The organism is Moritella sp. 28 (assembly GCF_018219435.1).
Taxonomy (GTDB): Bacteria; Pseudomonadota; Gammaproteobacteria; order Enterobacterales; family Moritellaceae; genus Moritella.
The window spans coordinates 394926-408947 of record NZ_CP056121.1 but is presented as its reverse complement, the minus strand read 5'-3'; the positions used below and the strand labels follow the sequence as shown (position 1 = coordinate 408947).

Annotated in this window: 13 protein-coding genes; 4 read left to right on the top strand and 9 right to left on the bottom strand. The window is 42.2% G+C overall.

Annotation, left to right across the window (positions count from 1 at the left end; genetic code table 11):
* Positions 1-74: 74 nt before the first annotated feature.
* On the bottom strand, positions 75-389 hold the full coding sequence (locus HWV02_RS01910; protein WP_211690515.1) for a cytochrome c: 315 nt from the start codon (positions 387-389) through the stop codon (positions 75-77).
* 117 nt (positions 390-506) lie between these two features.
* Entirely contained in the window at positions 507-1535 is a 1029-nt protein-coding gene (locus HWV02_RS01905) for an AraC family transcriptional regulator (RefSeq protein WP_211689559.1), read from the bottom strand.
* A 173-nt stretch (positions 1536-1708) separates the two neighbouring features.
* Here HWV02_RS01905 and HWV02_RS01900 point away from each other — a divergent pair, with 173 nt between their 5' ends.
* The 3 genes from HWV02_RS01900 to HWV02_RS01890 are packed head-to-tail and all read left to right on the top strand — an operon-like array spanning position 1709 to position 6707.
* Complete coding sequence (locus tag HWV02_RS01900) at positions 1709-3382, top strand: FAD-binding oxidoreductase (protein WP_211689557.1); 1674 nt, start codon at positions 1709-1711, stop codon at positions 3380-3382.
* 8 nt (positions 3383-3390) lie between these two features.
* Complete coding sequence (locus tag HWV02_RS01895) at positions 3391-5079, top strand: glycerol-3-phosphate dehydrogenase/oxidase (protein WP_211689556.1); 1689 nt, start codon at positions 3391-3393, stop codon at positions 5077-5079.
* 20 nt (positions 5080-5099) lie between these two features.
* Positions 5100-6707 (top strand): FGGY-family carbohydrate kinase, encoded by a 1608-nt coding sequence (locus HWV02_RS01890; protein ID WP_211689554.1) that lies wholly within the window; start codon positions 5100-5102, stop codon positions 6705-6707.
* Between the two features lie 83 nt (positions 6708-6790).
* Here the strand turns inward: HWV02_RS01890 and rplI are convergent, their stop codons facing one another.
* The 4 genes from rplI to HWV02_RS01870 all read right to left on the bottom strand — a co-directional run bounded on the left by rplI (position 6791) and on the right by HWV02_RS01870 (position 8654).
* Positions 6791-7243, bottom strand: a complete 453-nt coding sequence (gene rplI / locus HWV02_RS01885; RefSeq protein ID WP_211673828.1) for a 50S ribosomal protein L9 — start codon at positions 7241-7243, stop codon at positions 6791-6793.
* 48 nt (positions 7244-7291) lie between these two features.
* Entirely contained in the window at positions 7292-7519 is a 228-nt protein-coding gene (gene rpsR, locus HWV02_RS01880; protein ID WP_006030173.1) for a 30S ribosomal protein S18, read from the bottom strand.
* 82 nt (positions 7520-7601) lie between these two features.
* Complete coding sequence (rpsF, locus tag HWV02_RS01875; RefSeq protein ID WP_211678238.1) at positions 7602-7970, bottom strand: 30S ribosomal protein S6; 369 nt, start codon at positions 7968-7970, stop codon at positions 7602-7604.
* A 207-nt stretch (positions 7971-8177) separates the two neighbouring features.
* The gene (locus tag HWV02_RS01870) at positions 8178-8654 is read right to left on the bottom strand and encodes a GNAT family N-acetyltransferase (protein ID WP_211678237.1); all 477 of its coding nucleotides are present in this window, start codon (positions 8652-8654) and stop codon (positions 8178-8180) included.
* 173 nt (positions 8655-8827) lie between these two features.
* Between HWV02_RS01870 and HWV02_RS01865 the strand changes: the two genes are divergently transcribed.
* Complete coding sequence (locus tag HWV02_RS01865) at positions 8828-9394, top strand: RDD family protein (RefSeq protein WP_211678236.1); 567 nt, start codon at positions 8828-8830, stop codon at positions 9392-9394.
* Positions 9395-9595: 201 nt separating this feature from the next.
* On the opposite strand, the gene rlmB is transcribed toward HWV02_RS01865, so the two are convergent.
* The 3 genes from rlmB to HWV02_RS01850 form a co-directional block, all read right to left on the bottom strand.
* The gene (gene rlmB / locus HWV02_RS01860; RefSeq protein WP_045111999.1) at positions 9596-10348 is read right to left on the bottom strand and encodes a 23S rRNA (guanosine(2251)-2'-O)-methyltransferase RlmB; all 753 of its coding nucleotides are present in this window, start codon (positions 10346-10348) and stop codon (positions 9596-9598) included.
* A 35-nt stretch (positions 10349-10383) separates the two neighbouring features.
* A complete protein-coding gene (gene rnr / locus HWV02_RS01855) occupies positions 10384-12903 on the bottom strand; it encodes a ribonuclease R (protein ID WP_211678235.1) in 2520 nt (839 codons plus the stop codon).
* A 184-nt stretch (positions 12904-13087) separates the two neighbouring features.
* Positions 13088-13894 (bottom strand): tetratricopeptide repeat protein, encoded by an 807-nt coding sequence (locus HWV02_RS01850; RefSeq protein WP_211689553.1) that lies wholly within the window; start codon positions 13892-13894, stop codon positions 13088-13090.
* Positions 13895-14022: the final 128 nt, after the last annotated feature.

The window sequence follows — 14022 nt, the reverse complement described above, 5'->3', positions numbered from 1 at the left end:
TGTTGGTTTTTTGGTTAATAAAAAAGCCTCACAATGAGGCTTATGTACTTAGCAGCGTAGGGATTAACTCAATACTATTTAAGGCTTGAGAAGTACGCTGCTACGTTATTAATATCAGCATCAGATAATGCAGCAGCTTGACCGGCCATCACAGGTGCCATACCGCCAGTACGCTGACCCCCTTTATATGCTTTCAATGCATTAACTAAATACATTTCTTTCTGACCAGCTAGATTTGGGTACATAGGAATAGCAGAAATACCTGACGCACCATGACAAGCTGCACACACTACTGCTTTGGCTTTACCAGCAGCAACATCACCCGCAGCCATAGACAAAGAAGGAACTAAACATGCTAACGCAACAATCATTGTTGTAATTTTTTTCATCATATACTCACTAATTGCATCCTGCTGTGAAGCAGCATAAGGTTAATTTTATTCTTTTTGCAAAATATTAGACCTCATACTCGAAAAATGAAAGCATTGCGTAGAAAAATGGCTTATTTAACCTAATTTCTGTGAACTACATTCTCTATAAACACTCGGAGTTTGCCCTGTCCAACGCTTAAAACTACGAAAAAAAGATCGTGTTTCACTAAATCCTAGTTGCATAGCAATATCATCCACCGCCAGCTGTGTTTCAATTAAATACTGCTGAGCCAGTGATAAACGCGCCTCATCCAATAATTTCTGATAATTGGTTTGCTCTTGCTGCAATTTCCGCTGCAGCGTTCTTTCACTCATGTTTAACTGCCCAGCGACCATATCTTTGCGAGTAATGCCCTTCGATAATAAAATACGAATAATATCTTTAACTTGGACACTAAAACTATGCGTGTCGCCAAGGGCCGAAACTTGTACCGAGGCATGCATCTCAAGTGTTTTCAATAGGTTACAATCTGGTTGCCGTAACGGGATATCAAGGTATTCACGCGGTAAAATAAGACTATTACTTGATTGTGAAAATAGTACCGGACAAGAAAATACCTGCTGATAGTGATGCATAAGTTCTGGCGCTGGCGCTACGCGTTGCAGATGTACTTCCAAAGGTCCTAAATCTTTCCCTGACAACCAACGGACATAAGCAAGCCAAGAAGCAAATACATTATCGACCATTTGCTCTCGCACATCTTCAAAGGTATAGGCACAATGCCAATTGATACATAGCTGCTTAGATTGATAGTTTATTGATGTCACGCCCATGTCGCCCACCAACTTTTCATAAGGCTGAATACGCTCAAGCGCTTGTTCAAGCGTCGCACACGTCATCGTGATATAACCCAGAACACTGTACGAGCTTGGCTCAACAAAGGCACCACTTTTCAATCCGAATAAGGGGTCATCAGTGGCAATAATAAGGTTGGCCAAAAATGCCTGTAATTGCTCACCAGTGATACGCTCACTTTCTTGGGCAAGCGTGGCTACTGTAATATTACTGCGTGACAATAACGCTGGTACATCGATATCCAACGTTTCCACATAACGTAAATACTGTTTTATTACTGGCACTGATACTGAACCTAGCCCTACCATAACTGAATCATCCTTATTCAATACGTATTTATGAGTATAACGAGCTTTACCCTGAGGTATTGTGAGTTAGTCCTAATTTGATACTTATCTTGGCTTAATACGACAATGCTATCAACCGCCCTTTACATCTAAACTAGATAACATACCGTAATATTACAGAGGAAGATGAGATTATGAAACGTTGGAATGGTTGGGGCGATGAAGCCAATAAATTAGATTTACCGAGTACTGCTGATGATTTTTTACTTTCAAAAGTCGGGGCAACAACACCACTCGTCGATGCGCAAATTGAAGATGTAATAAAACAAGTACCAGCCTCCCGGTTGCCCCATCACCCGTTATTTAATCTCGATCCTGAAGTACGTATTCGTCACGCTCGAGGGCAGAGTTTACCGGACTGGTTAGCCATGCGCAGTGGTGATTTTGAATATTTCCCGGATGGCGTCGCCTTTCCAGAAAATAGTGATGATTTAGTCGAGCTTCTCCACGTTTGTCAACAACACAATATTCTCGTCATCCCCTATGGTGGTGGCACCAGTGTCGCTGGTCACATCAATCCATTTGCATCAGAACACGCTATTTTAACCGTCGATATGGGGCGTATGAACCGACTCATCGCACTCGATACCGAAAGCCAGCTCGCCACATTTGGTGCAGGTACACCGGGACCACAAGTCGAAGCACAGCTACGTGCGCAAGGTTATACCTTAGGGCACTTCCCACAATCTTTCGAACTTTCGACCATTGGCGGCTGGGTAGTCACGCGATCGAGTGGTCAACAGTCTTTACGTTATGGCCGCATTGAGGAGCTGTTTGCCGGTGGTGAAGTCATCACACCAGTTGGTCGATTAAATATTCCAACTTTCCCCGCTTCGGCAGCAGGCCCTGATATTAAAGCGTTGTTGATGGGGTCAGAAGGCCGTATTGGTATCTTATCCGAAGTCAAAGTCCGGGTGCGTAAACTCGCAGCACAAGAGAACTTTTATGTGACCTTCTTCCCAAGCTGGCAGCAAGCCAAAGAAGCAGCCAAAACACTTGTCCAGTCCGATATACAACTGTCTATGCTGCGTTTAAGCAATGCTATCGAGACCGAAACCCAACTTGCCTTAGCCGGACATGAAAAACAAATCGCCTTACTCGAAAAAGCCCTCGTTGTATTTGGGGCAAAAGAAGGTAAATGCATGATGACATTTGGCTTAACAGGGACCAAGTTCCAATGTCGCAACGCATTAAAACAACTAAAAAAGATCACCAAAGCGTACCAAGGCTTATACACAGGGTCGTTCATGGGTAATAAATGGGCTGAAAAACGATTTACCATGCCCTACTTCCGCGAAGCGTTATGGCAAAAAGGCTATGTCGTAGATACCCTAGAAACAGCAACGGACTGGCATAACGTCGATAATCTATTAACCAAAATAGAAACCAATCTACGCACAGTATTAAATCAAGATCCAACCGCTGGCTCACCGCAAATGCACGTGTTTACTCATTTATCTCACTTTTACCAACAAGGCTCTAGTATTTACACCACCTATATTTTCAAAGCAGGTGACAACTACCAGCAAACCCTAGCCCAATGGGCAAAGTTAAAACACACAACCTCAGAGATTATCGTTAACAACCAAGGCACCATTAGCCATCAGCATGGCGTCGGTAAAGATCACCAACCTTACTTAACTACAGAGAAAGGAGAATTGACGATCAAAGCCATTCAGTCTTTGTGCGACACATTTGATCCACAGCAGATAATGAATCCACATTGCCTCATTGCATCAGAACCAGCATCAACACAGAATCTACAATCAAGCGGTGATAGCACGCAACATCAAGAACAGGTCAGCTAGGAGGTAATATGAGCCATATATTAACCAGCTTGAGTCGTAAGCAGCGTCTCTCTCAGATCCAACAAAGTGCTGATAATACCGTTTGGGATATGATCGTTGTTGGTGGGGGCATCACGGGGGCTGGCATATTGTTAAGCGCCAGCCAGGCAGGCCTGAAAGTATTATTAGTTGAGCAACAAGATTTTGCTTGGGGGGCATCCAGCAAGTCTTCGAAAATGGTACACGGCGGTCTGCGTTATCTTGGTAGTGGTCAATATAATATGACCAAAGATGCCGTGACTGAACGTGAAAAATTGCTTAACGAGTTACCCGGTTTAGTGAACCCATTGCAATTTTTGATGGGTCATTATAAATCTCAATTTCCTGGCCCCTTTGTGTTTAATAGCTTGCTGACCATCTATGATTGGATTGGTGGGAAACGTAATCACAGTTATATTAATCACGGTATTGGTGATTTTCATGTGCCGGGGATTGAGCAGAAAAAATTACAGGGTGCGACACAGTTTGCCGATGCGGTCACTGACGATGCTCGTTTGGTCATGCGGGTATTACAAGAAGCGCAAGAACTTGGTGGCCGTGCCATCAATTATCTCAGCGCAGAGCATCTCATTAAAACCGCCGATAAAGTCACCGGCATTAAAGTGTCTGATCAGGTATCTGGACAAGTATTTAGCTTAAAAGCCAACGTTGTGGTCAATGCGACGGGCCCTTGGACAGACAAATTACGCCAGCAACTGCAAGCCAAAAAAGCCATTAGGCCATTGCGAGGTAGTCATTTAATTATCCCAAGCTGGCGATTACCACTCGCCTATTCGGTTAGCTACTTCCACCCCGAAGACAAGCGTCCTATCTTTGCTTTCCCTTGGGAGAATAGCACTGTGATTGGGACCACGGATCTTGATCATGACACCGATTTAGATCAACAACCTTGCATTAGCCAAAGTGAGGTTGATTATTTGCTTACCGGGATCAACAAGCAGTTTCCGCAAGCTAATATTAGCGAAGACGATGTGATATCTACCTACGCCGGGATCCGCCCAGTAGTCAGTAATAGTACAAATAGCAGTGCCGATACCAGAGGTAAGGTAAAAGATACCAAACCGTCAGATGAAAAACGTGAACATACGATCTGGAATGAACAAGGCTTGATCAGTGTCGCAGGTGGTAAGCTCACCACCTTCAGGTTGATCGCTCTCGATGTATTAAAGGTCGCACAGCATTACTTGCCAGATATAAATATCATCGAGTTACAAGCAGCTAAACTATTTAAACCTATCACAGCTAAGCCAGTCGATAGTATCTTGAACCCGCAGCAAATACAGCGTTTAAAAAGTCACTATGGTAAGCATTATAGCCATCTGATCAATAACGCCAGTCACGGTGAGCTCAAGTTGGTTGGTAGCACAAATACATTTTTTGCTGAACTAAAGTGGATATTACAGCACGAAATGGTGATTCATCTCGATGACCTATTGCTACGTCGTTGTCGCATCGGGTTATTACTGCCAAAAGGTGGAGAGCAGTTATTCGTGCAATTACAACCTCTTTGCAAAGCAGCGTTGCACTGGAATGAAGCACAATGGCAACACGAAGTCGGTCGCTATCAAGCCATCATTCAACGTTACTATAGTTTGCCAAAACATAGCCATTGTTTACCAAAACATAATGATAGCTCACCTCACGTAGCGGCAAGCTAGCTCAGTCGGAGATAATTTACATGGATAGTCTTACTCCAACATCATCACCATTAGCATCGGAGCAGCAACGCTATTTGTTGAGTATTGATAATGGAACCCAAAGTGTTCGCGCACTACTTTTTGATAACCAAGGCAATTTGATCGCCAAAGGACAACAAGTGATCACTCCTTATTTTTCAGCGCAACCTGGTTGGGCAGAACAGGATCCTGATTACTACTGGCTAGCCGTCAAGCAGGCCTGTGACTTACTTTGGCAAGATCTTAAAAAATACCCGGCGATCGATAAACAGCATATTGTTGGTATGTCGATCACGACCCAACGTGGTACCGTGATCAATCTTGATGCTGAAGGCAAAGCATTACGGCCGGCGATCATCTGGTTAGATCAACGTCATGCGCAACAAGAAAGCATTCAATGGCCTTGGAACTGGTTATTTAAAATTGCCTGTGTCGAAGATATTATCCAGCGTTTTCAAGAAAAGTCACAAGCGATTTGGATCCGTCAAAATCAACCCGAGATATGGCGTGATACATCCAAATACCTACTGTTATCAGGATTTTTAAATTATAAGTTCACCGATAACCTGGTTGATTCTATTGGTAGCCAAGTTGGTTATATCCCGTTTGATTATAAAAAGCTGGCTTGGTTAAAAAAATCGGATTGGCGTTGGGATATGTTAGCGATAGACCCGAAAATGTTACCTAAGCTGGTCGAACCTGGAGAGCTTGTCGGTCATGTTACCGACGATGCCGCGGCCTATACGGGTATTCCAGCTGGATTACCCGTGATAGCCTCGGCATCAGACAAAGCTTGCGAAATTATCGGCTCTGGTGGTAACCGCCCTAACATCGCGTGTTTAAGTTATGGCACTACCGCAACGATTAACATCACCACAGACAAATATGTGGAAGCCACGCCACATTTACCGCCATTTCCTTCCGCGATACCGCGTCACTATTCTTCGGAGGTCATGATTTATCGTGGTTTTTGGCTAATCAGTTGGTTTAAAAAAGAGTTTGGTTTACGGGAACAGCATCTCGCTGATGCTGAAGGTATCGCACCAGAAGTATTATTCGATCGCTTAGTCGCAGAAATTCCAGCCGGTTCTATGGGACTGATGTTACAACCCTATTGGACACCTGGCGCACGCGATCCCGGACCTGAAGCCAAAGGCGGTATTATTGGTTTTGGTGATGTACATACCCGTACCCATATCTATCGTGCGATATTAGAAGGACTTGCCTATTCATTACGAGAAGGTAAAGAACGTATCAGCAAACGTAACAAGGTCAAAATAACCACATTACGGGTATCAGGAGGCGGTTCTCAAAGTGATGTGGCGATGCAGTTAACGGCCAATATTTTTAATATGCCAGCAGAGCGCCCACATACATTCGAAACATCGGGATTAGGGGCTGCGATTGTTACTGCAGTTGGGCTCGGTGTTTATGCCGACTTTGATCAGGCAATTTCAGGAATGACACGAGTAAATAAAGTCTTTCAGCCGCAGCCAGAGATCGTGGCGACTTATGATGCACTTTATAACCAAGTCTATTTGAAAATGTATACACAATTACAGCCGTTATACCAATCGATTCGTACCATCACTGGCTACCCGAAATTGTGATGCCCTCAGATTACAGGCATAAAAAAAAGCCATGGTATACACCATGGCTTTATACTGAGATTAATCTAAAGTTAAACTTTAAATTAAGCTTCAGCTACAACTTCTAAGTTCACTGTAGCGAATACTTCGCTGTGTACTTGAATGCTGATTTCGAACGCACCAAGAGTACGTAAAGCGCCTTCAGGAAGACGAACTTCACTTTTAGCAACTTCAACACCAGCAGCAACGATCGCATCAGCGATGTCACGAGTACCGATAGAACCGAAAATCTTACCTTCGTCACCAGCTTTAGTTGCAATTACAACAGCTTCTAGAGCGTTGATTGTTGCAGCTTTAGCTTCAGCAGTTGCTTTAACAGCAGCTACGTTAGCTTCTAGTTCAGCACGACGTGCTTCGAAAGATTCAACGTTTGCTTTAGTTGCTAGAACCGCTTTACCTTTCGGTAAAAGGAAGTTACGAGCATAACCAGCTTTAACGTTAACAGTCTCGCCTAATTTACCTAATTTAGCGATCTTGTCTAATAAAATTACTTTCATTACCTTTCCTCAAAAATATAGAGTTAGTCTTGACGACCAAACAATAGCTTACTTATGTAAGTCAGTGTATGGAAGTAGAGACAAGTAACGTGCGCGTTTAATCGCACGACCAAGTTGACGTTGGTACTTAGCACGTGTGCCAGTAATACGACTTGGTACAATTTTACCGCTTTCAGTTACGTAGTTTTTTAACGTAGCGATATCTTTATAATCAATCTCCGTAACACCTTCAGAAGTGAAACGACAGAATTTACGACGACGGAAAAAACGTGCCATAATTAAAATCTCCTAAAATCTTCTCAAATAATTGGATAACTAAATGCTATCCAACAAACAAATACCTATAGCTAAAACGCTATTATTTAGCAGCTGGTGCTTCAGTAGCAGCAGGCGCTTCACGGCGTTCTTCTTTAGCTTTAGCCATTGGAGAAGCTTCAGTAACTACACCTTTAGTACGTAGGATCATGTTGCGGATCACTGCGTCGTTAAAGCGGAAGTTATTTTCTAGCTCATCAATAACATCTTGGCCAGCTTCAATGTTCATAAGAACATAGTGAGCTTTATGAAGTTTGTTGATTGGGTATGCTAATTGGCGACGACCCCAGTCTTCTAGACGGTGGATAGTACCATTTGCTTCAGTGATTACAGCGCTGTAACGCTCGATCATGCCTGAAACTTGTTCACTTTGATCTGGGTGAACCATAAATACGATTTCGTAATGACGCATCGTAAGCTCCTCACGGGTTTAATCAGCCTCGGCTCTGGCTTAGTCGGTCCATCGAGGCAAGGAACGTATAAAAAATTGACTAATTTTGAGACCGCGAATTATATAGCGTCACTCCCCATAATACAACTCGACAATGAAGATAATCGAAAATAGTTACATTAATACTTAAAGTAACTTGGGTATCGTGCATGCTATTAGTCTTGTTTGTTATGATCTTTTAAAATGCTCAGAATTCGCTTGCCAGCGCATACCAACATGGGGAATTCCATCTTCCAAATATTCTGCCGTCACAGTAGCAAACTCATAACCTTGATAATAATGCTGTAAATGAGCCTGTGCAGAAAGGTATACATCTTGATCAGGCCATGTTGATTTGGCCACACTCATTCCGCGTTCAAGCAACTGATGACCAAGACCCTGTCCACGGGCTGACGCAGCAGTCACAACACGACCAATCGCCACATCAGGGTAACTAACTCCCGCCGCTAAAATACGCAGATAAGCAAGTAACTCACCTTTCATACTATAATGCAGAATATGACGCGTATCAGGATGCATATCTAAACCATCAATATCTTGATAAGCGCAATCTTGCTCGACAACAAAGATAGCTGCGCGTAATTGCAATACATCATAGAGTTGCAAACTGGACAACTCACTAAACCGATAACACATCCAAGTCATAATCAATCCCATATACTAAAATTAAAATCACCTAACATAATAACAATATTATTTACGCTGTGAATTAAAATTTGAATTTGTAAATAAGTGCGAGTAAATCTTGATTATTACGCTAAGGATTGATTATCATCTATGTCTGAATTCCAGTTAACTAACTAATTTATAGAAGTCATATGCAACCTGAACCTTCGTCATCACGTCAATATGTTGAACTTGCTACGTTAGCTCAACGCTTTCAAGCAGCAATATTAGATAAAGTCATTTTTCCGACTGTAATGTTAGTCCCGTTTATTCTCGGTTTTGATTTACTTAATTTAAGTGCCGGTATCGATGAAAACTTTACGATTTCCTTTGCCACTCAAGTCAAAGTATCTTTACTTGAGATTGTGTTATTCATGGCGTTAAACAGTTACCTACTTAAAGAATATGGTCAAACCCTAGGTAAACGCATTGTTGGTATTGCGGTAGTGGGTGAAAATGGCCAACGCCTCAGCTTACAAGACATCATCCTCAAGCGTTACCTGCCATTTTGGATTGTCGCTTACCTACCATTTTTTGGCTTTGTAATTACGATCAGTAATTTCTTGGCTATTTTTAGAGGTGATCAACGCCGCTGCCTACATGATGAGTTAGCAAAAACATTAGTAGTGAAGATGCCAAGAGGCCGTAAAATTGCGAGTAGCGAAGCGCATATCGATAGTGACGGTAAAAGTGAAGCCTCAGACGTAATGGATGCTTAATCGTGAGCGAATTAAGCTAAGTAGTGCCATCACGCTGTAAACTATAGTCAGTAAAAACTTTAGTTCATAAACAAGAGTTAATAAAAAAGCGTCCATTGATTGGACGCTTTTTTTATATCAACTCATTGTTGTAAAACCGATTGGTTAAACCGATTTACTAAGCCTATTTACTAGACCTATTTACCAAACAAGCGCGTAGGATTATTTAGCCTGACGTTGACGTACAACTTCAAACAAACAGATACCAGTAGCTACTGATACGTTCAAGCTTGAAACACTACCCGCCATTGGGATGCTAATTAGTTCATCACAATGCTCACGCGTTAGACGACGCAGACCTTTCTCTTCCGCACCCATCGCAATAGCTAATGGACCCGTTAGTTTAGGCTGGTATAAATCTTGTGTTGCTTCGCCCGCAGTACCCACAATCCAGATACGGCGTTCTTGTAACTCACGCATAGTACGTGCAAGATTTGTCACCGCAATCAGTGGCACTGTTTCTGCTGCGCCACAGGCTACTTTACGAACCACTGATGTCAGTTGTACTGACTTATCTTTAGGCACGATAACAGCATGGACACCTGCCGCATCAGCACTACGTAAACAAGCACCTAGATTATGCGGGTCAGTAACGCCATCAAGAATCAATAATAATGGCTGTTCTTCTTTTTCTTCAATACGATTAAGTAACGTATCGAGATCAGATTCATTTAGTTTTTTACCTTCTTTAACGCGCGCTAATACACCGTTATGACGGCCGCCGTCACACTTCTTATCAAGTGTGTTACGGTTAACCAATTGCACTGCAATACCAATATCATTTAATTCTGCTATTAATGGTGTTAGACGATCATCTTCACGTCCTTTTAATGCATATACTTCAATGAAGCGCTCTGGTTCATGCTCCAATAATGATTTAACTGCATGAATACCGAAAATTAGTTCACTGCTCATTGTATCTCTCTACCTTGTTACTATTATTACCATTGCTATTTATTGGCTTTTTTCTTTGAACGTTCAGCTCTGCCCGGGCGTGATTTAGCCTTGGCTTTTACTTTCTTCTTTGCTGGTTTAGTCTTGCCTTTCGGTTTAACTGCATCAACTGGTGATGTGCCTTTTTCAACAGCATCGCCTGTTTGAGGCTGTAGCTTGGCAGCAACGCGTGCTTTATCAGCCGCACTTACCACTACATCACTATTAGTTTTTAACTTTAATTTAGTCTTTTTGTTCGGCTTCGCTTTTGCGCCTTCAGGTTTACGTTTACCAGAAAATTCTGCTGGTTTACGTTTACTGCGACGGCTGTGTGTTACTGCACCCGCTAGCTCAAGATCAATCTTCTTATCGTTCATGTTGATCGCTAAGACTTTCACCTCAACTTGATCACCAATACGATATTCAACACCGCTTGATTCTCCACGTAGCGTTTGACGACTACCATCGAAATTATAGTAATCACCACGTAAACTAGACACGTGCACTAAGCCATCGATGTTAAGGTTTTTGATTCGAACAAAGAAACCAAAACCTGTTACAGCTGCAATCACACCTTCGAATGTATCACCAAGATGATCTTGCATGTATTCACACTTCAAGAAATCTGATACATCACGCGTTGCATCATCGGCACGACGCTCTGTTAATGAGCAATGCTCTCCGAGTGTCTCAACATCCGACACTTGGTAGCAATAACCACCAGTGCTAGTCCAGCGCTTCGTTAAGGGTTTACCTTCTTTAACTGCCGCTTGGTTAGCAATTTCAAACTTGATCGCACGGTGTAATACTAAATCAGGATAACGACGAATTGGTGACGTAAAGTGACCATACGCAGTTAATGCTAAACCAAAGTGACCATTATTTTCTGCTTGATATACTGCCTGTTTCATTGAGCGTAGCAGCATTGTTTGGATAAGTTCTTTATCAGGACGATCTTGAATTCGACTAATCAAATCAGCGTAATCTAGCGGTGTTGGTTTCAAACCACCCTTTAACTCTAGACCCGTCTCACTTAAGAAGCTTCTGAAGTTAACCAGTTTTTCTTCACCCGGAGTATCGTGCACACGTAATAATGCCGCAGCTTTATGCTTGCTAACAAAACGTGCCGATGCAACGTTCGCTAAAATCATGCATTCTTCAATTAACTTATGCGCATCGTTACGTACAACCGGTACGATCTTGTCAATTTTACGATGTTCATTAAATACGAAACGTGTTTCTAACGTTTCAAATTCAATGGCTCCACGTTCAGAACGTGCTTTTTTCAACACGTTATACATGTTATGTAATTCGTGAAGGTGTGGCACTACCGCTTGGTATTCATCACGCAGTTCTGTATCACCATCAAGAATATTAGCTACTTTGGTATAGGTTAAGCGAGCATGTGAATTCATCACAGCTTCATAAAATTTATAACCCGACAAACGACCGGCATCAGAAATGGTCATTTCACAAACCATACATAAACGATCAACATGTGGATTCAGCGAGCATAAACCATTCGATAATACTTCTGGCAGCATAGGGACAACTTGCTCAGGGAAGTAAACCGAGTTACCACGGCCTTGTGCTTCTAAGTCTAAATCTGAATTAGTTTGCACATATGAACTTACGTCAGCAATTGCTACCCATAAACGCCAGCCACCGCTTTTTTTACGTTCACAGAATACAGCATCATCGAAATCTCGCGCATCTTCGCCATCAATAGTTAACAACGGTAGATCACGTAAATCAACACGATTTAGTTTTGCATCTTCAGGGACTTCTGGTGACAGTTTTGCCATATCATCAAGAATATGTTCTGGCCATACATGCGGAATATCATGCGTACGGATCGCCACTTGAATCTCCATACCTGGTGCCATATTTTCACCCAGTATTTCGATCACTTTACCTAACGCAGGTAAGTTATAAGTTGGACGTTTTACAATTTCTGTCACAACCATTTGACCAGCACGAGCACCAAGACGTTCTTCATCACTAATACGTACTTCTTGTTTAATACGACTGTCATCTGGACGTACAAAGGCAATACCTTTTTCCAGATAAACACGACCAACAAGTTGCAGTGGTTCAGCATCTAATAAACGTACGAAACGTGCTTCTTTACGGCCTTTAAACTCTTCTTTTACAGGTTGTGCAAGAATACGATCGCCATGGAATAACGTCGACATTTGACGGATAGAGATAAATAAATCTTTACCACCATCATCAGGACGGAAAAAGCCAAAACCATCGCGGTGGCCCAATACCTGACCTTCCAGCAAATCTAAGCGTTCAGGTAATGCATAAGTTCTGTTTCGACAAAAAACCAGCTGTCCATCGCGCTCCATCGCACGTAAGCGACGACGTAAAGCTTCTTCGTGCTCTTCACCTTGTAATTTTAATCCAGCAAATACTTGCTCACGATTAATCGGCTTATCTAAGCTACGAAGATAATCAAGAATGAATTCTCGACTAGGAATAGGATTATTATATTTTTCCTGCTCACGCGAGTGGAAAGGGTCTTTACTCATAGAAAGTCCAAATTGGAAGGAATAAACGGTCAGATTATATACCCAAACTACCCTAGGATACAGTTTTGTACCATAAGTAAGTCGGTATACAAGAAGGATAGTGCCAAATGAGCACAGGATCGAATCGGATCTAACTCTAATTGACTATTCAGTTAGCTTTAATGAGGTACTTAACTCGTCATACTTACTGATATTTAGCGGCATGTTTTGCTGCTGTAACCACACGTTCAGGCATTAAGTTTTCTAATTGCGCTAATAATAGGGTTAATTTTTTGTGCATCTTAACATCAGCCGTCACAGTATTATACAAATAACTGTATGCCATTTGATAATCATAAGGACTGCCGTAGCCTTGAATTAATAGCTCCGCCCATTGTATTTTCGCCGGTAAAAAACCTAATTTAGCTGATTGTTCAAATAGCGGTACAGCACGCTCGATATCTTGCTGCACAAATTTCCCTTGAACATAGTAACGCCCCAGTTGTTCCAATGCTCGAGGTTGGCCCTGTCTTGCTGCTGCACGCATATAATAAATACCAAGTTCGGCATTTTTATCAACACACACTCCCCAGGCTAACATATCACCCCATAGAAATTGATAAGTCGGTAGCCTCACTAATTCAGCACGCGCTTTAATATCATCAACAAGTTGGCACTCATCTGCACGTACCCGCTTAAGGTGGGTATTTTCCGCAATTAATTGATTAAGTTCATCATCACTATATAGCTCAATCGCGCTGGGGAATTCAGTGAATGTGGGGGCTGCTTTAGCTGCTTTAGCTGCTTTTTCCGCCTCGACTGCACGTTCGCCACGGTCTGTAATACGTTGCTCTTTTTCACCGACAGGTTTGCTGAATGCGACGGTCTTGGCACTCGTTTCTGCAAATACTGGCATTGCAGCAGCCAAAAACACACTCGTCGCCATGACTAATAATACCGTTTTCACATAATGACAAATTGTCGTTAACCTAGCTGTCGGTGTTATAAGCATATCAATCAACCTAAAAGATAATTTTCAGCGAAAAAACTACTGTGGTAATAGTTATATCGACCGACGTGTCGTTTTCTTAAATAAAAAAGCCCAAGTTAAAAATAACTTGGGCTTCAATTCTCATCATC

Excerpts from the sequence above, each read along its gene's own strand:
- rplI (WP_211673828.1), bottom strand. The coding sequence starts at position 7,243 with ATGAAAGTAATTTTATTAGACAAGATCGCTAAATTAGGTAAATTAGGC.
- rnr (WP_211678235.1), bottom strand. The coding sequence starts at position 12,903 with ATGAGTAAAGACCCTTTCCACTCGCGTGAGCAGGAAAAATATAATAAT.
- rpsR (WP_006030173.1), bottom strand. The coding sequence starts at position 7,519 with ATGGCACGTTTTTTCCGTCGTCGTAAATTCTGTCGTTTCACTTCTGAA.
- rlmB (WP_045111999.1), bottom strand. The coding sequence starts at position 10,348 with ATGAGCAGTGAACTAATTTTCGGTATTCATGCAGTTAAATCATTATTG.
- HWV02_RS01900 (WP_211689557.1), top strand. The coding sequence starts at position 1,709 with ATGAAACGTTGGAATGGTTGGGGCGATGAAGCCAATAAATTAGATTTA.
- HWV02_RS01910 (WP_211690515.1), bottom strand. The coding sequence starts at position 389 with ATGAAAAAAATTACAACAATGATTGTTGCGTTAGCATGTTTAGTTCCT.
- HWV02_RS01890 (WP_211689554.1), top strand. The coding sequence starts at position 5,100 with ATGGATAGTCTTACTCCAACATCATCACCATTAGCATCGGAGCAGCAA.
- rpsF (WP_211678238.1), bottom strand. The coding sequence starts at position 7,970 with ATGCGTCATTACGAAATCGTATTTATGGTTCACCCAGATCAAAGTGAA.
- HWV02_RS01865 (WP_211678236.1), top strand. The coding sequence starts at position 8,828 with ATGCAACCTGAACCTTCGTCATCACGTCAATATGTTGAACTTGCTACG.
- HWV02_RS01905 (WP_211689559.1), bottom strand. The coding sequence starts at position 1,535 with ATGGTAGGGCTAGGTTCAGTATCAGTGCCAGTAATAAAACAGTATTTA.
- HWV02_RS01895 (WP_211689556.1), top strand. The coding sequence starts at position 3,391 with ATGAGCCATATATTAACCAGCTTGAGTCGTAAGCAGCGTCTCTCTCAG.
- HWV02_RS01850 (WP_211689553.1), bottom strand. The coding sequence starts at position 13,894 with ATGCTTATAACACCGACAGCTAGGTTAACGACAATTTGTCATTATGTG.
- HWV02_RS01870 (WP_211678237.1), bottom strand. The coding sequence starts at position 8,654 with ATGACTTGGATGTGTTATCGGTTTAGTGAGTTGTCCAGTTTGCAACTC.